Origin of the sequence: Vibrio sp. 10N.247.311.47 (assembly GCF_041467535.1) — a bacterium.
Taxonomy (GTDB): Bacteria; Pseudomonadota; Gammaproteobacteria; order Enterobacterales; family Vibrionaceae; genus Vibrio; species Vibrio crassostreae_C.
In genome coordinates this window covers 44628-69553 of the sequence record NZ_JBFSUR010000031.1, presented here as the reverse complement: position 1 = coordinate 69553, position 24926 = coordinate 44628, and the positions used below count along the sequence as shown (strand labels likewise).

General features: G+C 44.3%; 25 protein-coding genes. 22 read left to right on the top strand and 3 right to left on the bottom strand.

The annotated features are described in order from the left end of the window. Nucleotides 1-671 precede the first annotated feature (671 nt). From nirB to cobA, 4 genes are all read left to right on the top strand, one after another. Nucleotides 672-3245 (top strand): nitrite reductase large subunit NirB, encoded by a 2574-nt coding sequence (nirB, locus tag AB6E51_RS18890; protein WP_017062560.1) that lies wholly within the window; start codon nt 672-674, stop codon nt 3243-3245. Between the two features lie 15 nt (nt 3246-3260). After that, complete coding sequence (gene nirD / locus AB6E51_RS18885) at nt 3261-3584, top strand: nitrite reductase small subunit NirD (protein WP_017062559.1); 324 nt, start codon at nt 3261-3263, stop codon at nt 3582-3584. 123 nt (nt 3585-3707) lie between these two features. Next, nucleotides 3708-4523, top strand: coding sequence for a formate/nitrite transporter family protein (locus AB6E51_RS18880; RefSeq protein WP_017062558.1), 816 nt, complete (start codon nt 3708-3710; stop codon nt 4521-4523). Nucleotides 4524-4851: 328 nt separating this feature from the next. After that, the gene (cobA, locus tag AB6E51_RS18875) at nt 4852-5628 is read left to right on the top strand and encodes a uroporphyrinogen-III C-methyltransferase (protein ID WP_017066845.1); all 777 of its coding nucleotides are present in this window, start codon (nt 4852-4854) and stop codon (nt 5626-5628) included. 51 nt (nt 5629-5679) lie between these two features. Here the strand turns inward: cobA and AB6E51_RS18870 are convergent, their stop codons facing one another. After that, nucleotides 5680-6177 carry a DUF4174 domain-containing protein gene (locus tag AB6E51_RS18870; protein WP_050546503.1) on the bottom strand — a complete coding sequence of 166 codons (498 nt, stop codon included), beginning with the start codon at nt 6175-6177 and terminating at the stop codon, nt 5680-5682. A gap of 323 nt (nt 6178-6500) precedes the next feature. Here AB6E51_RS18870 and AB6E51_RS18865 point away from each other — a divergent pair, with 323 nt between their 5' ends. From AB6E51_RS18865 to AB6E51_RS18855, 3 genes are all read left to right on the top strand, one after another. Next, nucleotides 6501-6974: an NYN domain-containing protein gene (locus AB6E51_RS18865; RefSeq protein WP_010429860.1), complete on the top strand. Its 474-nt coding sequence runs from the start codon at nt 6501-6503 to the stop codon at nt 6972-6974. Between the two features lie 80 nt (nt 6975-7054). After that, nucleotides 7055-7720 (top strand): response regulator transcription factor, encoded by a 666-nt coding sequence (locus AB6E51_RS18860; protein WP_017062555.1) that lies wholly within the window; start codon nt 7055-7057, stop codon nt 7718-7720. Further along, nucleotides 7717-9102 (top strand): sensor histidine kinase, encoded by a 1386-nt coding sequence (locus AB6E51_RS18855; protein WP_017064547.1) that lies wholly within the window; start codon nt 7717-7719, stop codon nt 9100-9102. Before AB6E51_RS18860 ends, AB6E51_RS18855 begins: the two co-directional genes overlap by 4 nt. 184 nt (nt 9103-9286) lie before the next feature. Here AB6E51_RS18855 and AB6E51_RS18850 read toward each other — a convergent pair whose 3' ends face one another. Continuing rightward, the gene (locus AB6E51_RS18850) at nt 9287-10591 is read right to left on the bottom strand and encodes a dicarboxylate/amino acid:cation symporter (protein WP_017062553.1); all 1305 of its coding nucleotides are present in this window, start codon (nt 10589-10591) and stop codon (nt 9287-9289) included. Between the two features lie 559 nt (nt 10592-11150). On the opposite strand from AB6E51_RS18850, the gene AB6E51_RS18845 reads away from it, so the two are divergent. The 7 genes from AB6E51_RS18845 (at nt 11151) to AB6E51_RS18815 (ending at nt 18360) form a co-directional block, all read left to right on the top strand. Then, nucleotides 11151-13247 (top strand): TonB-dependent siderophore receptor, encoded by a 2097-nt coding sequence (locus tag AB6E51_RS18845; protein WP_372058690.1) that lies wholly within the window; start codon nt 11151-11153, stop codon nt 13245-13247. A gap of 193 nt (nt 13248-13440) precedes the next feature. Further along, the gene (locus tag AB6E51_RS18840; RefSeq protein ID WP_102333605.1) at nt 13441-14208 is read left to right on the top strand and encodes a DUF3450 domain-containing protein; all 768 of its coding nucleotides are present in this window, start codon (nt 13441-13443) and stop codon (nt 14206-14208) included. Continuing rightward, the gene (locus tag AB6E51_RS18835) at nt 14208-15584 is read left to right on the top strand and encodes a MotA/TolQ/ExbB proton channel family protein (protein WP_372058691.1); all 1377 of its coding nucleotides are present in this window, start codon (nt 14208-14210) and stop codon (nt 15582-15584) included. The genes AB6E51_RS18840 and AB6E51_RS18835 overlap by 1 nt, the downstream gene beginning before the upstream one ends. Beyond that, the gene (locus AB6E51_RS18830; RefSeq protein ID WP_010429842.1) at nt 15584-16144 is read left to right on the top strand and encodes a MotA/TolQ/ExbB proton channel family protein; all 561 of its coding nucleotides are present in this window, start codon (nt 15584-15586) and stop codon (nt 16142-16144) included. The genes AB6E51_RS18835 and AB6E51_RS18830 overlap by 1 nt, the downstream gene beginning before the upstream one ends. After that, nucleotides 16141-16545, top strand: a complete 405-nt coding sequence (locus AB6E51_RS18825) for a biopolymer transporter ExbD (protein WP_004739212.1) — start codon at nt 16141-16143, stop codon at nt 16543-16545. Before AB6E51_RS18830 ends, AB6E51_RS18825 begins: the two co-directional genes overlap by 4 nt. Nucleotides 16546-16564: 19 nt before the next feature. After that, complete coding sequence (locus tag AB6E51_RS18820) at nt 16565-17185, top strand: energy transducer TonB (protein ID WP_017067523.1); 621 nt, start codon at nt 16565-16567, stop codon at nt 17183-17185. Next, nucleotides 17182-18360 carry a tetratricopeptide repeat protein gene (locus AB6E51_RS18815; RefSeq protein WP_372058693.1) on the top strand — a complete coding sequence of 393 codons (1179 nt, stop codon included), beginning with the start codon at nt 17182-17184 and terminating at the stop codon, nt 18358-18360. Before AB6E51_RS18820 ends, AB6E51_RS18815 begins: the two co-directional genes overlap by 4 nt. Before the next feature lie 130 nt (nt 18361-18490). Here the strand turns inward: AB6E51_RS18815 and AB6E51_RS18810 are convergent, their stop codons facing one another. Then, nucleotides 18491-18811 carry a hypothetical protein gene (locus AB6E51_RS18810; protein ID WP_372058694.1) on the bottom strand — a complete coding sequence of 107 codons (321 nt, stop codon included), beginning with the start codon at nt 18809-18811 and terminating at the stop codon, nt 18491-18493. 343 nt (nt 18812-19154) lie between these two features. Between AB6E51_RS18810 and AB6E51_RS18805 the strand changes: the two genes are divergently transcribed. From AB6E51_RS18805 to AB6E51_RS18770, 8 genes are all read left to right on the top strand, one after another. After that, on the top strand, nt 19155-19784 hold the full coding sequence (locus AB6E51_RS18805; protein ID WP_372056395.1) for a PepSY-associated TM helix domain-containing protein: 630 nt from the start codon (nt 19155-19157) through the stop codon (nt 19782-19784). Nucleotides 19785-19881: 97 nt separating this feature from the next. Then, on the top strand, nt 19882-20400 hold the full coding sequence (locus tag AB6E51_RS18800) for a DUF2271 domain-containing protein (RefSeq protein WP_372058696.1): 519 nt from the start codon (nt 19882-19884) through the stop codon (nt 20398-20400). 100 nt (nt 20401-20500) lie between these two features. Beyond that, nucleotides 20501-21337 carry a DUF4198 domain-containing protein gene (locus AB6E51_RS18795; protein ID WP_372058697.1) on the top strand — a complete coding sequence of 279 codons (837 nt, stop codon included), beginning with the start codon at nt 20501-20503 and terminating at the stop codon, nt 21335-21337. Nucleotides 21338-21452: 115 nt separating this feature from the next. Further along, nucleotides 21453-21788, top strand: coding sequence for a hypothetical protein (locus tag AB6E51_RS18790; protein WP_215405835.1), 336 nt, complete (start codon nt 21453-21455; stop codon nt 21786-21788). Beyond that, the gene (locus AB6E51_RS18785) at nt 21785-22363 is read left to right on the top strand and encodes a DUF6162 family protein (RefSeq protein ID WP_372058698.1); all 579 of its coding nucleotides are present in this window, start codon (nt 21785-21787) and stop codon (nt 22361-22363) included. The genes AB6E51_RS18790 and AB6E51_RS18785 overlap by 4 nt, the downstream gene beginning before the upstream one ends. A gap of 16 nt (nt 22364-22379) precedes the next feature. Continuing rightward, nucleotides 22380-23315 carry a metal ABC transporter solute-binding protein, Zn/Mn family gene (locus AB6E51_RS18780; protein WP_372058699.1) on the top strand — a complete coding sequence of 312 codons (936 nt, stop codon included), beginning with the start codon at nt 22380-22382 and terminating at the stop codon, nt 23313-23315. Then, entirely contained in the window at nt 23315-24049 is a 735-nt protein-coding gene (locus tag AB6E51_RS18775; protein ID WP_136978235.1) for a metal ABC transporter ATP-binding protein, read from the top strand. The genes AB6E51_RS18780 and AB6E51_RS18775 overlap by 1 nt, the downstream gene beginning before the upstream one ends. Beyond that, nucleotides 24049-24924: a metal ABC transporter permease gene (locus AB6E51_RS18770; RefSeq protein ID WP_372058702.1), complete on the top strand. Its 876-nt coding sequence runs from the start codon at nt 24049-24051 to the stop codon at nt 24922-24924. Before AB6E51_RS18775 ends, AB6E51_RS18770 begins: the two co-directional genes overlap by 1 nt. The last annotated feature ends 2 nt before the right edge of the window (nt 24925-24926 follow it).

Below are 24926 nucleotides of genomic sequence, written 5' to 3'. Positions count from 1 at the left end.
TATGCAGCGGATTGCAAATCCGTGGACCTCGGTTCGACTCCGGGAGGCGCCTCCACTATTCAAAGTTGAAAGGCCAGCAGAAATGCTGGCCTTTTTGCTATCTGAAATTCTAAACCCTCATGCTATGTTCAAACTTCCACGTATGCTCTCTAATCAGTAGCACCACTAGGAACAAGCTATATCAGATCACTTTTGTGCCGGTCTTTTCCTTATGTAAACCTATCATTTGCTAAACAACCAACAGCATCTGTTAACCAATTGCGCCGTTTGTGAGTGGAATGAGTGGGGAATGGAAAAGGGCGACTGTCTTTTGCGTCATTAAATTCTTCATATTTATACATAGTTGCTCATGATCCTGTAACGCTTTCATGAGTTATTACACTTATTATGACCACAAATGAAAATGATTGTCATTTACTTGTGTTACTGCTAACCTATTGTGAAACTTTACAACATCTTATCTACTGCACGAAAGTGTATATAAAACCCCGCTAAACCTTATTAAACCTACGGTTATTCGTTTGCTTCGTATGATAAATCAGCAGATCTACCTCTTTTGTCCTACCCCTTTAGGGTAGTTCGATTTCGTAATTGATTTACATCATATTTTCATTTTCTTTCATAATTCATTATTCGCTCAGTTAAGAAATATATAACCTTCAGGAATTCTTATGAGCAAGATGAAGCTAGTCGTAATCGGTAACGGGATGGTCGGCCATCGCTATATCGAAGATTTAGTCGAGAAGACAGACGTTGCTAACATGGACATCACAGTCTTCTGTGAAGAGCCTCGCGTAGCCTATGATCGTGTACACCTTTCTTCTTACTTTTCACACCATACTGCGGACGAACTTTCTTTAGTTAAAGAAGGCTTCTACGAGAAACACGGCATCAACATGCTGATCGGTGAGCGTGCTATTAACGTTAACCGTGAAAAGAAAACAGTTTACTCAAGTACTGGTCGTGAAATTCAATACGACAAGCTAATCCTTGCTACAGGTTCATACCCATTCGTTCCGCCAATCAAAGGTAACGAAGGTAAAGACTGTTTCGTTTACCGCACAATCGAAGACTTGAAAGCTATCGAAGCAACCGCTAAGAATTCTAAATCTGGTGTGGTTGTTGGTGGTGGTTTGCTTGGTCTTGAAGCTGCAGGCGCACTAAAAGCTCTTGGTGTAACCACGCACGTTGTTGAGTTTGCTCCAAAGCTAATGGCTGAGCAGCTTGACCAAGCGGGTGGTAACCAACTTCGTCAAAAAATCGAACGTATGGGCGTTAACGTACATACAAGTAAGAACACGCTTGAGATTGCTCCTGAAGGCACTGAAGCTCGTAACGTAATGCGCTTTGCAGACGGTACAGAGCTAGAAACTGATTTCATCGTATTCTCTGCTGGTATTCGCCCACAAGACAAACTTGCTCGTCAAATGGGGCTGGGTATTGCACCACGTGGCGGTATCGAGATTAATGATCACTGTCAAACGACAGACAAAGACATCTACGCAATCGGTGAGTGTGCGTCTTGGAACCAAACGTTCTACGGCCTAGTGGCTCCTGGTTACAAAATGGCAACGGTAGCGGTTGACCACGTTGTTGGTAACGAAAGCACATTTGAAGGTGCTGACATGTCTGCGAAGCTTAAGCTTTTGGGCGTGAAAGTAGGCTCTATCGGCGATGCGAACGGTCGTACTCCTGGCTGTAAGAGCTACGTTTACCAAAACGAAGAACAAGAAGTTTACAAGCGTCTAATCGTTTCTGAAGACAACAAGAAGCTGCTTGGTGCAGTAATGGTTGGTGACACGTCTGACTACGGTGATCTTCTACAGCTTATGCTGAACGAAATCGACCTACCAGAACACCCAGATGCATTGATTCTTCCTGCTCATGCTGGTGCTGAAAAGCCAACACTTGGCGCGGATTCTCTTCCTGAGTCTGCTGTTATCTGTTCTTGTTTCGATGTGACTAAAGGCAAGATCGCTCAAGCGGTTGCTGAAGGTCACCACACAATCGGTGATATCAAAGCAGTAACAGGCGCAGGTACTGGTTGTGGTGGTTGTATTCCACTAGTGACTTCAGTACTAAACGCTGAACTTGCTAAAGCTGGTGTTGAAGTGAAGAACGACGTGTGTGAGCACTTTGCATACTCTCGCCAAGAGCTTTTCCACCTAATTCGCATCGAAGAAATCAAAACGTTCGATGAGCTATTAGAGAAATACGGTAAAGGCTACGGCTGTGAAGTATGTAAGCCTCTAGCAGGTTCTATCCTTGCTTCTTGCTGGGGTGAACACATCCTTAAGCCTGAATTAGTGAAGCTGCACGATACCAACGACAACTTCCTAGGTAACATGCAAAAAGACGGTACTTACTCTGTAATCCCTCGTATGGCGGGTGGTGAAGTAACACCTCAAGCACTAAGCGTTCTTGCTGATGTTGCTGCTGAATACAACTTGTACACCAAGATCACAGGTGCACAACGTATCGGCCTATTTGGTGCTCAGAAAGATGACTTACCAGCAATCTGGAAGAAGTTAATCGCTGCAGGTTACGAAACGGGTCAAGCTTACGCAAAAGCACTTCGTATGGCGAAAACATGTGTAGGTTCTACTTGGTGTCGTTACGGCGTTCAAGATTCAGTTGGCCTAGGCGTGATGATCGAGAACCGTTACAAAGGCATCCGTACTCCTCATAAGATGAAGTTTGGTGTGTCTGGCTGTACTCGTGAGTGTGCTGAAGCTCAAGGTAAAGATTTAGGTATTATTGCGACTGACGCAGGTTGGAACATGTATGTATGTGGTAACGGTGGTATGAAACCTCGTCACGCAGACTTACTGGCAAGCGACCTAGACCAAGAAACGCTAATCAAGTACATCGACCGTTTCATGATGTTCTACATCCGCACGGCTGCGCCACTACAACGTACTTCGGTATGGATGGACAACCTAGAAGGTGGTGTTGATTACCTACGTGAAGTGATTGTAGACAACAAGCTTGGTATCAATGACCAACTTGAAACTGACATTGCTGGCCTAGTTGATAACTTCGCTTGTGAATGGACAGATACAATCAACGACGAAGCTCAACTTAAGCGCTTTGCACACTTCATCAATGCTGATGACCGCGATGATAACGTTGTGTTTGTTGAAGATGGTCGTGAACAACACCGTCCTGCGACATTCACTGAGAAACACCCTGAAGCCATTACTTCAAAGCATCAGGGCGACATCATTCACGTAGAATCTGTTTAATTGGGAGACGAGATCATGGCATTTACCAAAGTTTGTAAGATCGAAGACATTATCCCAGGTACAGGTGTTTGTGCGTTGGTTAGTGGTGAGCAAGTGGCTATCTTCCGCCCAACTGAGGCTGAAGAAGTATTCGCGATTAGCAACACAGACCCATACTTCCAATCTAACGTGCTATCACGTGGTTTGATTGTTGAGCACAAAGAAGAGCTTTGGGTAGCAAGCCCACTTAAGAAGCAACGCTTTAACCTAGCAACAGGTGTGTGCATGGAAGACGAGAACTTCAACGTGAAAGCGTACAAAGCTCGTGTTGCCAAAGGCGCTGTAGAAATCTCTGCTTAATCTTCGGATGAGTAAGATTTGATAGTTCAAGGGTTCTAGTTCTCGATATTGCCTTAACTCGGCAACTAGAGCCTTTTCCTATCCAATTTTAACTTTTAATTTAAACTTTTTAAGGACAACCTTATGTCTCCTGATTACAAACCAGCTGAATTCGTTCAAACGATGATTGATGTGGGTGAAGCGAAAACGAAAACAAGTACTCGCGATCTTCTGATTCGAAGCACTATGGCTGGTATCATCCTTTCTCTAGCGGTTGTTGTTGCTATTACAGCAATGGTTCAAACCGGTATTGGCCTTGTTGGCGCACTTGTGTTCCCAGTTGGCTTCGTCATTCTAAGTGTAATGGGTTATGACCTAGTAACTGGCGTATTCGGCCTTGCACCTTTAGCGAAATTCGACAACCGCCCAGGTATTACTTGGGGTCGTATCCTACGTTGTTGGGGTATTGTTGGTCTTGGTAACCTTATCGGTTCTTTGATTGTTGCTTTCCTTGTTGCAGTATCACTAACGGGTAACTTCTCTTTAGAACCAAACGCTGTTGCTCAAAAGTTCATTGCTGTTTCTACAGGTCGTAGCCTAGGTTTTGAAAACATGGGTATGGACGGATGGATCACGTGTTTCGTACGCGGTATCTTCTGTAACCTTATGGTATGTCTAGGTGTGATTGGCAACATGACTGCACGCACAGTATCTGGCCGTGTAGCAATGATGTGGTTCCCAATCTTCATCTTCTTCGCACTCGTATTTGAGCACACAGTGGTAAACATGTTCCTATTCCCACTAGGTATGATTCTTGGCGCTGATTTTGGTATCGCGACATGGTTGAACTTCAACCTTATCCCAACAATCCTAGGTAACATCGTTGGTGGTCTATTAATGACGTGTGTTCCTCTATACCTAACTCATGCTAAAACAGCTCCTTCTCTAGGCGCTAAGTAATTAGATAGTTCTAGGTTAATGAGCAACTAATAATGTGTGTTAAGCCCCAAGCTGTTGATTTGGGGCTTTTTTGATCTTAACACTCTCTACTTTGATAACCGTGCACCTAAGGCGAGCAATGTGTGCTTGATGATGGTGCAAATGTCAGGGTTTTCCAACGTAATAGATTGTTTTGTTATATAAACTTCTATCTTGATTAGAATTAATCGTAAAGTTTTATGGCAACAACTGATAGTCTAAGAAGTAGGGATATTGGTGATTCATACAACGATGAATCGTCATACAGAATTAAGCTTGAAATATAACAAGCTAACTTTCGGAGCAAAGCATGTCAGAAGTATCGCCATCGAATGTTAAAACAGGAAACACAGGATTTGTTTCATTAGTAGGTGCAGGTCCGGGCGACCCAGACTTACTTACGTTAAAAGCGGCACGAGTGATTCAACAAGCAGACGTGTTGGTTTATGACCGTTTGGTATCAAAAGATATTTTGGCGATGGCTAATCCAGAAGCGGAAATGTTGTATGTGGGCAAAAAGCTCGATCATCACTGCGTACCGCAAGATCAGATCAACCAACTATTAGTGACCAAAGCTCAAGAGAACAAGCACGTAGTACGCCTAAAAGGTGGTGACTCGTTTATCTTTGGTCGTGGTGGTGAAGAGTGTGAAACGCTAGCTGAGAATGACGTGAGATTTGAAGTGATTCCGGGCATCACAGCTGCTGCCGGAGCAACGGCTTATGCGGGCATTCCGTTGACGCACCGTGATCATGCACAAAGCGTGCAGTTTATTACAGGTCACTTGAAGAAAGATGGCGAAGATATTGACTGGCAATCTCTTGCTCAGCACAACCATACCATCGTGTTTTACATGGGCTTGAAAGAGAGTCCGAACATTCAGAAGAATCTACTCGATAATGGTATGCGAGCTGACATGCCAGTTGCGATCATCGAAAACGGTACACGCCAAGAACAAAAGGTGTTTAGAGGTGGGTTACGTGATTTAGCTGACCTTGCGAGCGTCGCAAAGAGCCCAGCGCTGATTGTTGTAGGCAGCGTGGCTCAGCTCCATGAAAAACTTGCTTGGTTTAACAAACAAGCTTGATCGTTTGACCTTCTAATTGGATCTCTAAGCCACTACTGAGTCCATCAAGAATCAAATACTGCAGCGGCTGCCTTGTCGCTGCATTTCTTGTTGGCGCATCGGCATTTCGTCAATGATATTGGTGATCTGTTTCCAATCTGTTTTGCCACTCCATCGGTGCTTCTCTTTCCCGTCTTTACCAATCAAAACAGCGGTATGTGATCCTTTCGGGATCTCGTAAATACTGGTGACTGCTTCTAAGTTAAACTCTTCTTCTAACCAAGTTGGGACTGTGTAACCACTCTCAGCAATAACCATAATGACGACATCTCGTTCGTCCAATTGACAGTTATTGAGCAACACTTCATTCAGAAACTCTTTAACGATTGAATCTTCCTTTGGAGCGAAATAAATCACACTGCGGTGTGGCAAAGGCTTTGAGTGAGAATAAGCGGGGTAGGCGAGTACTGAATTGATGGTTAAGCTCATGATTATTACCGTGCTGATGGTCAGTAGTTTAAGCAAACTAAACCAGCTACCAGAGTTTGATGGTTGATTTAAAGTTTGCATCGCTTTGGTTGTGTCGATGCTTACGATCGAATTGTGTGTTTGTCGGTGCAGCATTGCCAACCTCCCTTTAAAAACTCTAAGCCTGAGTACGATTTGAACGCTACGTAAAGAAGAAGGTGAAGATCAGAACCACCTAAGAAACGCTCAAAACAAATCTACTTACAATAAGCATAGTTAGGATTACGTAAAGATACTTAGCTTTACGCTAAAGATATTAGATTTACGTTAACGATAGCTGGCAGGTTCATTTTTATTGAGTAAAGCGACTCGCATTTTACAATTGAATAGAATAGGGTATACGGAAAATCTAAAGGTATGAATTTATGGAAAACATAGCAATTTTGGTCGACGTTCAGAACGTTTACTACACGACGCGCGACAAATACCGTTCTAACTTCGACTATAACCAGTTTTGGTATGTTGCCACGGAAGGGCGTAACGTTATTGCAGCTAATGCTTACGCAATCTCAAGCCAAGATCCAAAGCAGCGTCAATTTCATCATATCCTTCGTGGTGTGGGCTTTAATGTGAAGTTAAAGCCGTTTATTCAGCGTCGAGATGGCAGTGCAAAAGGCGATTGGGATGTGGGTATTGCGTTAGACGCGATAGAACTTGCTGAGACGGTTGATACGATTGTTTTGGTATCAGGAGACGGTGATTTCGAAATCCTTGTAGAGCGAATCAAAGAGCGCTTTGGCAAGCCTGTTGAAGTGTATGGTGTTCCCGGGTTAACTGCTCAAAATCTTATCGATTCTGCATCAAAATTTGTACCGATTGAAAAAGATTTTCTTCTATAGAGGAAATCGGGCACTTTATAATTGAAATCAATAATAACGATAATTAGAATGCAAACAGTTCTTATTTATCGGTATGTGTAATGTCTCGCGTTTTAGTTGTTGATGATGATATTCAGTTGTGTGAATTACTGGGTGAAGTGTTAGAAAATGAGGGGTATCACGTTGATACTGTTCATTGCGGTGAATCCGCGCTTGAGTTTATTCAATCTCACCCTGTCGATTTGGTTCTACTCGATGTAATGCTTCCGAACCTAAGCGGCATTCAAGTAGCAAGACGCATTTGTCAGCGTTTTGCTACTCCCATTCTTATGCTAACCGCGCTTAACGACGATGCCTCAATGCTCGATGGCTACCAAGCAGGCGCCGACCAGTACATCGCTAAACCTTTCAATGTTCCTGAACTCTTAACCCGTATTAAGGTGATCTTGCGCCGAGTGGGTTTTGAACGCCAAAGACAATCTTTAGCTTCCTCTAATCACGGCTTGTGTGAACAACTCTCTCGTTTGCCATTAACTGGCACTGAAAAAGACTTGCTTGATTATTTGGTCAAAAATGACGGTATTGTCGTCTCAAAATCTGATCTGCAAATCCATGTACTCAAGAAAGAATTGTGTCCCTTCGATCGTAATTTAGATATGCATATCAGCAATATACGTAGAAAGCTCGTTCAGGCAGGTTTGTCTAAACAACATATAAAAACCGTTCGTGGTAAAGGTTACAGTTACCTAGAGTCGGTCGGAGCATGAGTAAAAAACTGCTGCGTTGCCCTGATTTTATTGCTAAGCGTAAAGACGGACTCACTTTCCAACTGTTCAGTTACCTGACCGTCATTTTGGTGAGTATTTTGATCCTGCAAGGTGTCGCTGAAAGAGCCTTGATGAAAGCGCTGCTTAAAGTGCCAGAATCGGTTAAAGCGGAGATGCTCGACCTTGCTTACCAAGCGAATGTGTTGATTGAAGAAGGGGACATGGATGAACTCGCGGACTGGGGTAATGCTCAGCAGTATTATCTGTTCGTCATTGATAAAGACAATCGTCCGATCACACATCGTCACATGCACCCACATTTTGAATTTAAGCTCAAATACTTAAGAACGTTAGATCACCAACTTAGTGATCGTGTGAGTAAGCCGATCTTCGGCCTACCACTGGATAACGGTAAAACACTGGTTATCCAACTACCGCACCAGTTTCATCCCGCAAAATCTTTTGCGCCATATTCCTATATGCTTAAAGCATTGATTGCATTGGTCGTATTGTCTCTGTTCTCGATTATCATGGCCAAAAGCCTTCAGCAACCGTTGGATAGATTGAGAGAAGCGAGCCGCAGACTGGCTCAAGGTGACTTCACGGTCAGTGTGGTGTCGGAGTTGAACTCCACCACGCGTGAATTCAACGAGCTTGCACACGATTTTGATTATATGACCTTTGAGATTAAATCTCTGGCTGAAAAGCAACGTTGTTTGATTCGTGATGTCTCACACGAGTTAAGAACACCATTAGCAAGGCAAAACCTCGCACTACACCTGCTGCGCAGCAAGGTTGATGATAAAAGCATTGGTTTGCTAGAACGAATGGAAAATGAAACAGAAGAGATGAATAAGCTGGTGGGTGAGATACTTGAATTTAGCCGCTTAGAAACCTCTCGCTATGACTCCAAGTTAAGTTTAATGCACCTTGAGCACTATTGTTCAATGTTGATCGCGCAGATGCAAAACGATTTAAAACCGAATCAAACTTTGATTGGTTCCCTAGAGACGCCGATATCAATGGTGAACGTTGATGAGAGGCTACTGCTTCGAGTCATTGGTAACTTGGTCGGGAATGCCATTAAATACGCGGGTGAGAACGCTCATGTGGTCGTGACGACATACGAACAGGTAATGGATAGACGTTACAGTGTAATATCTGTAGAAGATGACGGTGACGGTATTCCTGATAACAAGATTGCAGGTATATTCGACCCGTTTACTCGTATTGAATCAGCAAGAGACAAACGGTCTGGTGGCTACGGTCTGGGCCTTGCGATTGTTAAAGAAGCGATGGGTGTGATGAATGGACATGTAACTGCTGAGAATAGAGAAGGTGGGGGGCTGAGAGTGAACTTGATGTTCCCAATCGGTGATTAGCTTTCCCTATTGATAATTACCTTAAATTGATAACTGTCCCAACTCAGTAGTACTGACTTAAGCGATACCCAATAAAAACGCCACTGCATCTGCAGTGGCGTTTTTATTTATGCGCTTTGGTATGGGCTAGGCGTAGCCATTAATTACGCCTGAGCTTGAAGACAAGAGCATAAGATAAGCGAGACTATGCCTGTTGGCGAGCTAGCTTAACTTCTTCTTCTTTCTCACCTGCTGCTGGGTCGTTGAAGCGAGACTCGTCTAGAGCGCCTTCAGACTTAGCAACGATGATAGATACGGCACTATCACCTGTGATGTTTACAGCGGTACGAATCATATCAAGAAGGCGGTCAACACCCATGATTAGAGCAATACCTTCAAGCGGCAGGCCAACTTGGTTCAATACCATCGCTAGCATAACAAGACCAACACCAGGGACACCTGCAGTACCAACAGACGCCAGTGTCGCCGTTAGGATAACCATTAGGTAATCACCCATTGAAAGGTCGATGTTGTACGCTTGCGCGATAAACGCCGTCGCAACACCTTGCATGATTGCAGTGCCGTCCATGTTCACAGTTGCACCTAGTGGTACTGTGAAAGAAGCGACTTTGTTGTCTACGCCCATACGGTTCTTAGCCGTTTCCATAGTTACTGGAATTGTTGCGTTCGAAGATGCTGTTGAGAATGCAAACATGATTGCATCTTCCATCTTACGTAGGAACGTAATCGGACTAAGACCTGTGAATCCTTTAAGCATCGCACTGTAAGTCACCAAGCCATGCAACAGCAGGGTACCAGCAAGCACTAAGAAGTATTCTGCTAGGTTCCAAATTGCACCTAAGCCAAGGCCAGAGAACAGTTTCGCCATCAAGAAGAATACGCCGTAAGGAGCAAGGTTCATTAGTAGCGCAACTAGCTTCATGATCACTTCGTTTAGATCAGAGAAAACTGCAGCGATACGTTCACCGGGTTTGCCCGCTGCACTGATTGCGATACCAAACAACACTGCAAATACGATAACTTGTAACGTTTTGCCCTCAGCCATCGCCTGAATAGGGTTGGTTGGGAACATGTCGATGATTACTTGGCCCAGAGAAGGGGCATCCGCTGATTTGAAAGAGCTCGCAGCAGTAAGATCCGCACCAGCTCCAGGTTGGAACAGGTTACCGATAGTTAATGCTAGAGTGATGGCAACGGCAGTAGTACCGATATAAAGTGCAAGCGTTTTGCCACCCATACGGCCAAGAGTTGATAAGTCTTTAAGAGAACTTGTACCGCACACTAGTGAAACGAAGACTAGAGGCACAACAAGCATTTTTAAACTGGCGACAAAGATTTGTCCGCCCACTTCAAAGAGTCCGTTAACGATGTAGTTGTTAACAAATCCGTTGTCTGCAAAAAGGGATTGAATGGCGAATCCCGTTAATATACCTACGACCATACCGAGGATTACTCGACCAGTCAGAGACATAGGTTTCTTGGTATTCATTTAGAACACTCCTTATTATTTATAACTTTGATACCTTTTCAAAGTGAGCAGGAGATTAGCAGTCGGATAATCAATTCGAAAAACAAAAAATGAGTTTGGAATTATAGATGTGATCAAAATCACTGATAATTGTGTAAATTAAACAAATAAAAACAAAATAATTCACTATTAATTTACATCTATCGAGGGTTTTATACATAAATTTGTCGTTTCAAAGGTAGTAAATAAGAAGAGATGATTTTCTTATCAATCTTCACGTCTTCAATTGACTGAACAAATACCGTTGTTTCAAAAAATTCGGTGAAGATAACCAGTCGATTTACGTCCATGAGCCTTAACTATTTGTATTGAATGGTTTTGTTGAACTCCTCTAATATGACTCACCGACAGGCCTTTACAAAACTTTACGAATGCAAAGAATGTAAATTTAATGCAAATGGTAATAGTTATCACTTATATTCACTCCCGAAATAATTCAGTGGTACCGGCAACGGTTCAGCGAACACATCGAATAAATAACAAAGTGTTCGTCTAAAAGAATAAAAGCGGAGTAAAGGACATGTTTTCAAAGAGCCCATTGGCTTTAGTGATCGGCGCAGTATTAGCTTCACCAGCAGTATTGGCAGAAACAGTAAAAACAGACGAGCATATGGTTGTTGAAGGTCGTGACTACGGTTATAAAGCCGACACGAACACAACAGCAATGCGCATGGAGGCGACTCAATTAGAGACTCCGGGACAAGTTTTAGTAATCGATGAGCAAATCATCGATGAACAGCGTGCAACAACGCTTGGTGACGTGCTTAAGAATGACGCGAGTGTAAGTGCTGGCGGTACAAGCCGTAACCGTGAACGTTTCTCTCTACGTGGTTTCTCGGTAGAAAGCTCTTCGGGCTTCCTTAAAAATGGCCAGCAACATTGGTCTCACTACCGTCAACCAATCGAACTGCTAGAGCGTGTTGAAGTACTAAAAGGACCTTCTGGTCTTCTTTACGGTATTTCTGCACCAGGTGGTTTGATCAACATGGTAAGCAAAAAGCCAACTTACGATACGCAAGTAAGTGTTAGCCAAGATATCGGTTCTAATGACCATTCTCGTACAACGGTAGACGTAAGTGGCGCTTTGAACGACGCTGAAACTCTACGTGGTCGCGCGATTCTATCTAAAGAAAGCTACGGCTCTTGGAGAACTTATGGTGACGGAACTGAACCACAAACAGAACGTTTTGTTGGTGGTGTATTCGTTGATTACGATGTAACTGAAGACGTAATGGTTTCTGTTCACTACGATAAGACCAACGACGAAGGCAGCGTAGATTCTGGTGCACTATACACACTAGACGGCAACCGAGTGGGTAGCGACAAGCATATCTGGGATGCGCAGTGGTCACAGATTGAAAACGATGTTGAGAACGTAGGTTTTGATATTGCTGCTAACCTGACTGACACATGGTCTTTAAAAACAGGTTTCAATTACCAAGATTTCGAACGTATTGATATGGAAAGCTACCCAAGCTTTTCAAACATGAATCCTGATGGTACAGGAACCGTGACTCAAGGTGGCAACTACCGTCATGACAAATGGCGTTTCAGAACAGCTTATGTCGATCTAACAACAACCGCTGATCTTGCTGGCACAGAGCACCAACTATTATTCGGCGCTAACTGGTTAGGTTACAGCTATTACCGTGGTATGGATCGTTTCAGCAGCGGCGAATACGCGCCAGATGCAACGGTACCAGCACCGTCAGTGGGTCCAACATCGCTAGGCAAGATGAGCACTTACGATACTTGGGGTTTCTACATTCAAGATCTGATTACTATCAATGACGAATGGCAAGTTCTTGCGGGCGCTCGTTTCGACCGTAAAGTAAGTGATGGCGTTGCAGAAGAAAACGTAGCACCTAAGCTTGGCGTGATTTACCACCCGGCATCAAACGGTAGTATCTACGCTTCTTACTCTGAAAGTTTCGAACCACAAGGTGTTGTGTCTAGCGGAAGCCGCAACTACACCAACGATGGCGAACTTCTTGACGCAGCAACGGGCGTGTCTTACGAAGTCGGTACTAAGTGGGAACTGATGGACGAACGTCTATTCGTTTCTGGTGCGGTATTCGATATTACCCAAGAAAACATTTCAATGGATGTAGAAGACACTTCATCAGGCGATTGGACGAAGACACAAGGTGGCGAACAAGTTCACCGTGGTGCTGAGCTAGCCGCACAAGGCTTTATTTCAGAGCGCTTCTCAATGTCTGGTTCTGCAATGTACTTAGATGCTGAAATCACGAACCATGAAACATATGAAGGTAACCGTCCAGTAGACGTACCTGAGTTTGCAGCAAGCGTTTGGTCTACCTATGCAGCAACAAACGAAGTTGATGTGAACCTGGGTCTTATCTACGAAGGTTCTCGTTACGGCGATAGCGCGAACACATTCAAGAAAGACGGCTACGCACGTGTAGATATGGGTGCTGCATACACGCTTAAGTACGACGATTCTCTTGATTTCGTAGCGCGTCTAACAGTCGAGAACGTATTTGATAAAGAATACCTAGCGGGTGGCGGTTCAACATCTTCAAACCACCAATTTGCTGAAGACGTAGTAATCGGCGAAGGCCGTAACTACATGGCGACTTTACAGGTAAAATACTAATTTGTTAGTAGGGTACTATTGTTAGCCTAAATACTAAGGGGAAAGTTTCGGCTTTCTCCTTTCGTGATTCTGCTATTCAGTAAAATATCCCTAGTAATGCGAGTGACTTTTAATGATAATGAGAGTGCTTATCAATAATAGTATTTATCAATAAAATGTATTTGACCTTCTTCTATAGTAAATGACTACAATTATGAATCTTTTAAAAACTAGCCTAGCGCTTGCCATCAGTTTGGTTGCAACGTCTTCTATGGCAAATAGCTTGGATCAAGCTCAATCAATTCAAAACAAGACCAATAACGCGTCGGCTTCGAGTCAAAAGGTTATTGATAAAAGCTCACAAGCGACTTTAATGCTGCAAGCTGAGATTGAGCGTCTGCAAGAAGAAGTTAAAAACCTAGAAATCTATCACGATCACCTTGCTGCATTAGTTGAGAGCCAAAACCAAGAAGCTCAAAGCATTGAAGAGCAGATCGAAGAAATCAAATACACACGCCAAGGTGTTGTGCCATTGATGTATCAAATGATCGATGGTCTTGAACAGTTGGTAGAGAAAGACGTGCCGATTAAGAAAGAACAGCGTCTAGAAAGAGTAGAAAAGCTACAAGCAATGATGACTCGTGCTGACGTAAGTGACGCTGAGAAATACCGCCGTATCCTAGAGGCATACCAAATCGAGATGGACTACGGCATTAAGTTGGGTGTTTACCAAGGTCGTGTCGCATTGGCGAGTGATAAAACAATCGAGGCAGATGTTCTGCACTTAGGTCGTATCTCTTTAGTTGCTCGTAACCTAAATGGCAGCCAATACTGGGCTTGGAATCAAACAGAAGCTCAATGGCAAGAACTTGATTCTTCTATGAAGTCTGAGCTAGATAAAGCGTACGATATTGCTGGCCAACAAGCTGCCCCAAGCTTGATTACTTTACCTGTTTCTTTAATTGTTGCGGAGGTTAAGTAATGAACTTAAAATCATTAGCAGTATTGCTTTGCATTACATCACTTTCATTTTCTGCTTTCTCAGCTTCAGACTCAACGGCTCAGCTCGTTAACAAAGCAAAATCAGAAAACCGTACTCAAGCTTCTCACAACGTAGTGCGTGAAGCTGATTTCAAAAAGACAGAACAAGAACTGAAAGCGATCAAAGCTCAGCTTGAAGCGAAGCGTACGTCTATCCAAGGTGCGACAGATGTTCTGACTCAAACGTTCAGTGATAACGAAAATAAGCTTGCTCGCTTAGAAGAGAAGCTGCGTTTAGAAACCGGTAGCTTAGGCGAGCTGTTCGGTGTCGTTCGTCAAAACGCAAAAGAACTCGGCGCAGAGCTTAGCTCAACCGTGAATAGTGTTGATCGTGCTGAACACACTGCAACTGTTGATCAAATCATTGATGCTAAATCACTGCCTTCAATGCCACAGCTGACCGGTTTGTGGATGAGCATGGTTGAACAGATCCAAGCGAGCTCTGAGCTTAGCAAATCTCAAATTGCATTCATCAATGGTGAAGGCAACACACAAACTGTCGACGCTTATCGCTTAGGCTCAATCGGCCTAGTAACAGAACAAGGCTATGTTAGCTGGAACACTCAGCGTGAAGATGCGATTGCGTATCTGAAACAACCATCGAATGGTCCAACTTTAGCATCGCTATCTGCATTAGCGAATGGCGACGTGTCTAACGTGGTTGTCGACCCTTCTCGTGGGTTCATGCTAGAGCAACTAGCGCTAACACCAAGCCTAACTGATCGCCTTCAAGCGGGTGGTGTGGTTGGTAAAGTGATTCTTGGCTTGTTGGCAATTGGCTTAATCATCGCATTGGTTCGTGGTATTTCTTTGGCTATCGCTCGCCAGAAAATTCGCGCGCAACTTAAGAACCCTGAGCAAGCGGGTGATAACCCACTAGGTCGTGTTCTTGCGATGTACAACAAGGAACAAAACCAAACGGTTGAAGCGTTAGAGTTGCGACTTTTAGAAGCGGTAGTTGATGAGCAGACTCACCTAGAGAAAGGTCTATCGATGCTTAAGCTATTGGCGGCACTAGCACCAATGTTGGGCCTTTTAGGTACAGTAACTGGCATGATCGAAACATTCCAAGTGATCACTCAGTTTGGTAATGGCGACCCTAAAGTTATGGCGGGTGGTATCTCGATGGCGCTTGTAACTACGGTACTTGGTCTGGTTGCGGCAATGCCTCTTCTACTGGCACACAACATTCTTAGCACTCAAGCAGAAAACATTCGCAATATTCTTGAGAAGCAAGGTATTGGTCTTGTTGCTGAGCAGGCTGAAAAGACCGTTGAATCAAACGCTGTTGTTTCACCAGTTGGGACTGCTGCGTAATGGATATTTTGTCGGGTTCTCTATTACCAGCGAGTTGGTTAACGAGTGACTGGCTGCTGTCTTTATCAAGCTTTATGGAGCAGGGCGGTTTCGTCCTGTGGTGGCTAGCGGCTGTCGTCCTAGTGTATTGGGTGCTTGTGGTAGAACGTGTGCTTTATCTTGCGTTCTACTTTCCTAAGCAACGCCAAGCTTGGATAGCGAAATGGCATGAAAGAGAAGATCACTCTTCTTGGCATGCCAAAGCCATTCGTGAAGGTTGGTTAGGGCAAGCGAGTATCTTGCTTAACCAAAACTTGAATTTTATTAAGCTGTTAGTCGCTATTTGCCCGATGTTGGGCTTGCTAGGCACTGTAACCGGTATGATCTCTGTTTTTGATGTTATGGCGACACAAGGCAGCAGTGACCCTAAATTGATGGCTTCAGGTATCTCGTTAGCAACACTGCCAACCATGGCAGGCATGGTTGCAGCGTTAGCGGGCATGTTCGTTCACGCTCGCTTAGCGAAAGTATGTAACCGCTTAGAATTGAAATTAGAAAAATCTTTAAGGAGTCAACGATGAGACTCGGTCGACGTCATTCTAAAAACGAAGAGGCTCAAATAGACCTTACTTCGATGCTTGATATTGTCTTTATCATGCTTATTTTCTTTATTGTGACCAGTTCATTTGTTCGTGAGTCAGGGGTGGAAGTCAATCGCCCACAAGCTTCTAACGTAGTAAGCCAAAAGGATGCAGGCATCTTTGTTGCGATTACTTCTGCAAACGACATTTTCATCGACAAGCGTGTCGTAGATGTTGAACGTGTCCAAGCGACGTTAGAGCACTTGTTGCTAGAACAACCTGATGCTTCTTTGGTTATTCAAGCGGATGAACACGCTTACAACGGTACTGTTGTTAAAGTGATGGATGCCGCGAAAGGTGCAGGTGTTAAAAACATTGCGCTTGCTGCTGATAAGCGATGATCTTGGAGGATCTTCATAAATGATTCGCCTATTTCTTGCTTTACCGCTAGCGGGCGCGTTGGGCTTAGCGCTGTTTTCTTTCATGGCTTGGATGGTCGATAATGGCCACCAACGTTCACCAGACGATAGCGAGACGTTAAGTTTCAACATGGTAATGGTGGAACAAGAACAAGAAGTTCAAAGAAGACAACGCGCAGTCCCTGAAAAACCAGAAATGCCAGAGCCACCACCAGAAGCGCAAACGTCTCAGTCACAAGCTGAAGTCACGCCTCTGAATTCGATGTCTTCACTGCCGTCATTGGATTTGAATACATCCATTGACGGCCTAGCGATTAACGCGCCGACATTTTCTGATTTTGGGTCAAACCAACAAGCAATGCCTTTGTATCGAGTAGAACCTCGTTACCCACCTAAAGCGCTGAAGCGTGGCGCTGAAGGCCATGTGATAATGTCTTTTACCATCGACGAAACGGGACGCCCAATTGACATTCAAGTCACTGACGCAAACCCACGTCGTATGTTTGAACGTGAAGCGATGAGAGCACTTAAAAAATGGAAATATCAACCAAAAGTCGTCGATGGAAAAGCGATAGCTCAGGTTGGTCAAACCGTGAAACTAGAGTTTAAGTTGGCAAAATGATGAAACAGATATGGATATTAGTGGGCTTGTTGTTAATGCCCCTTACAACACAAGCGCAAGAGCTATCTCAATATACTGCCATTCGTGTTCAAAAGGCGCATAAGCTTGCTCAAGATGAACAGGTTAAACAGGCGATTGATGTACTCGCAGGCTTGGAGCTTTCTAAAGGTTACGACAAAGCATACGTAGCTCGTATGTTGGGTGTGTTTTACTGGCAAGATGGCAAAACTGACGCGGCGATTAAGCAGCTCACTTATGCCGTCGATACGAATTTGTTAGTCGATGAGCAAGCTTGGATAACGAAGCGTATGCTGGCTGATTTGTTGTTGAACGATCAGCAGTTTAAAAACGCGCTTCCGCACTACTACGAGTTAGTGAAAACAGCGCCTGAAAAGGAAAAGAAAGACACGCTTTGGATGCGAATTGCACAAGCTGAATACCAAATTGAAAACTGGTCGAAAGTCCTAGTGGCCATCGGTAATCACGACAAGTTCAATTCAAAACCAGAGTTATCACCTCTATCGCTAAAACTGGGCGCACAGCTTCAGTTAAAGCAGTGGAAACAGTCGATTCCTACACTGGAAAGCTTGATTGAACTTCAACCCGAGAAAGATAACTGGTGGCGTCAACTGGTTGGTATTCAACTTAGGTTAGATCGTAATCGTGATGCATTGAACACGTTAGCACTGGCTGATCTACAAGGTGTTGAGCTGAAGAACTCAGATCGCCGCTTGTTAGCGCAGCTTTACGCGAAACGTGGCATTCCAGAGCGCGCAGCACAAGAAATTAGTAAGTTAGATGATGCGAACAGCGATGTTCAACTTCTGGCTGAGCAAGCAACCTACTGGCAGTTAGCGAAAGAGTGGGACAGTGCTATTGAAGTGTGGACGTTAGCGTCTAGAAAAGACACGCAATATCATTGGAATGTGGCTCAGTTACTGGTTCAACAAGGTTACTACGATCGTGCTCTGGTTGTTTTGGATAAAGTGAAAGACAAGAACAAGCAAGCTGATGTTGCTTTAGCGAAAGTACGTTCATGGTACAAGCTAAAGAATCTTGATAATGCTCTTGCTCAAGCGAAACGTGCGAACAACATTGAGCCTTCTTCTGAAGCAAAAGGTTGGATTAAATATCTGACTCAGCTAAGAACGGTTAGTGATAACGGCAACGTCTAACTGCTGTTAACGCAAAAGAAGACAAGAGAAAGTAGTAAATAGAAAAGGGTGTCATTTGATGGTTCAAATGACACCCTTTTTAATTTTTGGCGGTTAAAGCTTTTTGAACTTTATCGTTCCAATGCGGCAGTTAAGGCTCGCACATCGTGCCGCTGGACGTAGCACTTTGAATCACGCCGCTGGTATCAGCAACCCAATTAATGGTGCAGTCACGATAAGGGTTTTTGAATGCGTGTACTGTATAACTATTGTCTAACGGTTTCTTGGTTTCAATCCAAGCATAGTTTCGAGACGCCCAAAAACTGATAGGGCGTGACCGTTCGGTGAGATAACGTTCTTGTACATCGGTTATGTCTGAACCGATGTATTGTTGAATATGTTCTTCCGTGCTGATTATTTGGCTGGTGCACGCCGTCACTAGCGCAGCAAAAGCCAAAACAAAAATACGCATTTCAAATCCTTTTAAGCTTCATTAGCTATCATCAAACCAGTGATCAAATAGTCCCAACTTTCTATCCTTAAAGCTACGACTGTTACCTTAAACCCATCTCAATCAAGCATGTTGAGATTGAGCTTTTTTGAGCTTTGACCCTGTTATCAATAACCTCTAATAAAACGAATCAAATCCCTTTAGTACACGTTAGCAAGAATATGCATACAGTTCGATTACTTCCCATGTAATGTTATGTAAATTTCCTTACGCCACTCGGCAAACGTAAACAATGTAAATTGAATGCCAATACGAATGATTATCAACTAAATTGTCGACATAAAATTTATAGGTATTGGTTTGTATGTCGTTAAAAAGTAGGGCGGTTCAGTCATGGGCTCGTCGACTTCATGTTTATATTTCTATGGCGCTTCTGTTCGTGGTTCTTTTTTTCTCAGTAACCGGTATCACCCTGAACCGACCTGAGTTATTTGAATCAAGCCAACCCAATATCCAACGCTCTACGCTAACGCTTCCTACAAGTTTATTTACGGTTCAAGACGGACGTTTAAAAGCTGACGAGACAGCCTTTGAAACGTTTCTGTTCGAAGAAGCCAACCTCTCCGGCGTTCCTTCTGGTTTGGACATCTATGCAGAGATTGAAGATGGTGAGTTGCTCATCGGTGAGGTATCTATGGACTTCAAAGGACCCGGCTACAACGCTTCCGTTTTTGTTGACGTTACGTCTGAGTTTGTAGAAGTCGAAACCACTAATTACGGCGTTATCGCATTGTTGAACGATCTGCATAAAGGTCGTAACAGCGGTGAAGTTTGGAAATGGTTTATCGATATCACTGCGCTACTGATGATCTTCTTTGTACTTACTGGCGTGTGCTTACTGTTACCTAAGAAAAAAACACTGAATACCTCCATTAAATGGACGGTATTTGGGTCTGCAATCTCGCTTGCTATCTATTTTGTCGCCGTACCTTAACTATTAATTAGCGTGATGAATCAGGTTGATGAGTCTGCTTGATGAATCAGCCTGAAGAACGAACTAAAGGTTAAACGGATTTAAAAGGTTGTTAAACATGAAAAAAATGAACTGGAGCAAGGCGCTTCTTGCTTTATCTCTTTTGCCAAGCCTAGGTATGGCACAAGCGATCCCTGATACGGCAAAACTTGATGTGAACTTTAAGCTTCCAAAGGTTGATACCTCTATGTACGCGCGTCCTTATGTGGCGGTGTGGGTAGAGAACAGCGAACGAAAGTCAGTGAAAACCATTGAGCTTTGGGTCGGTAAAGACGAATGGCTTAAGGATCTGCGCAGCTGGTGGAGAAAAGTTGGGCGTTACGATCGTGAATTGGTTGATGCAGTGACTTCTGCAACGCGCCCAGCTGGCCAGTACCGTTTCGTTTGGGATGGTAAGAGCGATGACGGCCAAGCTCTAAAGCAAGGCGAATACACGGTTCATATCGAAGTTGTTCGCGAACACGGCGGCCGTAATTACCTTCGTCAAAAAGTATCGCTAACGGATGTAAATGCTTCTTATGAGCTAAAGGCGACAGAAGAGACGGGCGAAATCACTCTGAACTACATCGCTAAATAGTAAGTGCGAATAGCAAAAGCAAACTGAACAGAATAGACAGTGGTCATCGTAGGCTCAGATAGAGCGACACGGCTAACAATTATAAATAATGGAATTGAACATGATGAAACAGACAAAAATTAAGGCACTTGCACTAGCGGGTGTAATGGTATTCGGCCTAGCAGCAACGACAACAGCGCAAGCTCACCCGCGTTGGATTCTGCCGTCTCACTTTACCGTGTCTAAAGAAGGCGGTGACTGGCTAACGTTCGACGTTACTGCATCTCACGGTACGTTTGTTTTTGATAAGCCTGCAGGCAGTGAAAACGCTCATATCATCATGCCAGACGGTCGCAGCGAGCGTCCTAACTTTGTTATTCGCGGTAAACGTCGTTCAATCTTTGATTTCTACTTTGAAGAAGAAGGCACGCACAAAGTTGCGATTAACAATGAGCCTTCTTACTACACGCAATACAAAGCGGGTCGTCGTGACACAGTGAAATGGGTCAAAGCAAACAAAGCGGAACGTGATTCAGTTCTTCCTGAAAAGTCGCGTGACGTGGTAACGCAAATCAGCTTCACTCGCACTGAAAGCTACATCACAGTAGGTAAGCCATCGGATTCAGTCTTCAAAATTGAAGGCAAGCTACTTGAAATGAAGCCAGTAACGCACCCTTCAGACATCATTGAAGGCGAACCGGTGACATTCCAATTCTTCTACAACGGTGAAATCCAGAAAGACGTGAAAGCGGAGATCACTCGTGAAGGCACACTTTACCGTAACCACCAAGAGCAGATTGATGTTGTGAGTGACGAGAACGGTGAGATTACCTTCACTCCAGACGTAGCGGGTCGTTACGTAATGAAAGCGAACTACAAAGGTGAGTTGATTGACAACCCACTGGCAGACAAAGCAAGCGCGAACGTTCACCTAACGTTCGAAGCACTGCTTCAATAATTTGTGATGTCGGGGCTAGATCCCTGATTAAGCAATCAAAAACTTAAGGGCTCATTTGAGCCCTTTATCGCTCAGTTTACTACTGAGAATTTGCACTGTGGCTAGGGTACGAACCATGACAATAAAAACAAAACTTAACGCACTAATAACTCCTTGCTTAGCCCTGGGACTTGGTTTCGCTGCATTACCTGCGCAAGCACACTTCCCACTGATGAGCTGCTGGTTTGAAGGCAAAACCGTGGCTTGCGAAGCGGGTTACTCTGATGGTAGTAAAGCGATTGATTACGCGGTTGAGATGTACGATTACGAAGACAACTTGATTGCAAAAGAGATGACAGATAAACGTTCTATCGTTGAATTCCCACATCCTGACACTGAGTTCTACCTTGTGTTCGATTCAGGTCATGAGTTTCCAGTTGAAGTTGATGTTGTAGAGATCAGTGAAAAATGATGATTCAAAGCGTACGTGCTGATACGGGCGGCAGAGAGGGCAAATGGGTAGGACTGATCATTGTGTTCATCCTTTGCTTTGCAACTGTCGCAATCCCATTTCATCAGGCTGAATCCCACGTTAAAGCAGTGCTTGATCATCAAATTCTAGTGACTGATGTTGAACAAGAAAACTTGGCGATGCTATCAGAGCTGCGTTTAGCGCATGAAGAAATCCGTGACCTGCGCATGGACTCAGATGGTGAATGGCCGAGTGTTGCATCACTTAAAGATGAATGGGTTGCCCCGTTTATAGAAGATCAGAGTTGGAAGCGCAAAGGTTCTCATGCTTGGGTACTGGACGAGCGTGGTTATTACTTTTCTACTCCAAGTGAACAAGCTACGCCTACCGATCATGGTTTTGCGGGTTCCTTTATTTTAAATGCGAACAGCGTTTCTCCTGAAATCTGGATCTTCTTGGGCGGTGTAGCGAAACAGCCCGCTACTTTTGACCAACACACGCTAGAGTCTACGGGTTGGAAAATGGTCGTGAACGAATCAGAAATTGAACAGCATCATGAAAGCGATGCTCACTAATAATAAGAGAATTACTATGCGAATTATGACTCTGTTCATGTCGTTATTAGCGGTGTTCATGGCACCCAATGCATTGGCAAAAGAATATAAGATCGACAGCAACAAGCTGACGATTGGTATCACGCTTCAACCTTACTACAGCTACGTAAAAGCAGTAGTAGGCGACAAAGTGAACATCCTTCCTTTGGTTGATGCCGGCTTTAATCCGCATAACTACTTGCCACAACCGAACGACTTGAAGAGATTGAGCCAGATGGACGCCATCGTGGTAAACGGTATTGGTCACGATGACTTCGCGCTTAAAGTGATTTCAGCCGCGCAACGTGATGACCTAGTCGTGATCGAAGCAAACAAAGAAGTGCCTCTACTTCCTGCTCTTGGTCAGTCTGTTGGTCAAGGTGCCGTTAACCCACATACCTTTGTTGGGCTTTCGACAACAATTCAAAAGGTTTACACCATCGCGAGTGAGGTCTCTAAGCTCGACCCTGACAACGCGGCTTTTTATCGTAAGAATGCACGTAAATACGCAAAGCAATTTCGCTTTATGAAGCGCGATGCGATGTTGTCATTAGGTGAGTTAGATACTTCAGGTATGAAGGTCGCGACTACACATAATGCTTATGGCTACATCCTTCAAGAGTTTGGTGTGGATGTTGCGGCAGTAATCGAGCCTGCACACGGTGTTGAACCAAGTGCTAGTCAACTGCAAGAGACGATCGAGAAGATCCGCGCATCAGGCATTGATGTTCTGTTTTACGAGTTAAACATGCCAAACCGTTTTGTTGACACAATTGAAGCGGAAACAGGCGTTCAGCTTTATCGTTTTTCTCACATGACGCACGGTGAATATGAAGGCGATAAAGTCGAAGTTGAGATGAAGAAGAACCTAGAGACGTTAATCGAAGCCATGAAATTTGCGGCGGCGAACCAAGCTAAAAGCGGGAACGCATAATGTTAGGTCCATCAATCTCAATTAATAAACTCGGTCTGCAATACGATAACAACGTAATTCTTGATGATATCTCGCTCGAACTTAAAGCGGGCGAGTGCCATGTAATCATGGGGCCAAACGGCGGTGGTAAAACCTCTCTGCTACGCTCTGTTCTTGGTTTGACGCCTTTCTCTGGGCAAATCAATATTCATTGGCCAGAAAAGCCAAGTATCGGTTATGTTCCACAAAAAGCGACCTTCGAATCGAGCTTGCCTTTGACGGTCATGGATTTCGTGTTGCTTAACCAAACTCGAATTCCGCTATTTTGGCGTCGTAAATCTAAGCAATTGGATCTTGCACTCGCACAATTAGATCGCGTTGGTATGGTTACTCGTAGCGACCGCCGCATGGGACAGTTATCGGGTGGTGAGCAGCAACGCGTGCTGTTTGCCCAAGCGCTATTAGATAACCCAAGTCTACTGGTGTTGGATGAACCAACCACGGGTATGGACGAGCAGGGCGTTCGTTATCTTGAATCGTTAATTCGTGAATGTGTTAGTGAAGGTCGTACGATCCTTGCGGTACACCACGATGTCACGGCAGTGCGTCGACTCGAAGCGAACGTACATGTTGTGAATCGATTCTTGGTTGATAGTGGCCCACACGAACAAGTCTTACACCCAAGTAAAATCGAGAGCCTGTTCCAGCACTACAGCAGTGGCTCTGCGATGACCAAATCGAAGGAGGTTGCGTAATGGATTGGTTACGACAACTAGCCATTAGTGGCGTGGAAGCGGGCTTGTTATCAGACAGTTTCATGTATGCCTTCATGGTCAATGCTTTGGTTGCAGCGTTACTACTTGGTCCTCTGTTAGGTGGTCTGGGTACTTTGGTGATTGCCAAGCGTCTGGCTTTCTTCTCAGAAGCCGTCGGCCACGCAGCGTTAACCGGTATCGCTATTGGTGTTTTGCTTGGCGAGCCACCAGAAAACCCAATTATTGGTTTGTTTAGCTTCTGTATGATCTTCGCGCTGCTTCTTCACTTTGTAAGAAACAGAACCAATGTGCCATACGATACTTTAGTTGGCGTTTTCCTTGCTTTAGCACTGGCAGTGGGTGCGGCATTGCTGATGTACGTGGCGCGTAAGATCAACATCCACATGCTTGAGAACGTACTATTTGGTTCGATTTTGACGGTAACAGACCAAGACTTGGCGATTCTCGCAGGCAGCTGCGCGATCATTATTTTGCTCTTGATACCGACGTTCAACCGTATTCTTCTAACCTGTATCAGCCCTGATATTGCCAAGGTTCGTGGTTATAACACCAGTTTCTACGACTACTTGTTTGTCATGATGATCACCTTAGTGACGATTGCAGCGGTGAAGATCGTAGGTGCTGTTCTGGTTGGTGCATTATTGCTGATCCCAGGTGCGACAGCTCGCTTGTTAACTAAACGCATGGGCAGCTTTGTATTGCTGTCGGCATTACTGGCAACAGTCGCGTGTTTAGTTGGAACCGTCTTACCTATGGAATTGAAACTACCAGTACCTTCGGGCGCTTCGATCATCATCGTTTCAGCGACATTTTTCCTAGCGGCAACGCTATACCGGATTATAAGAAAGGCATAATC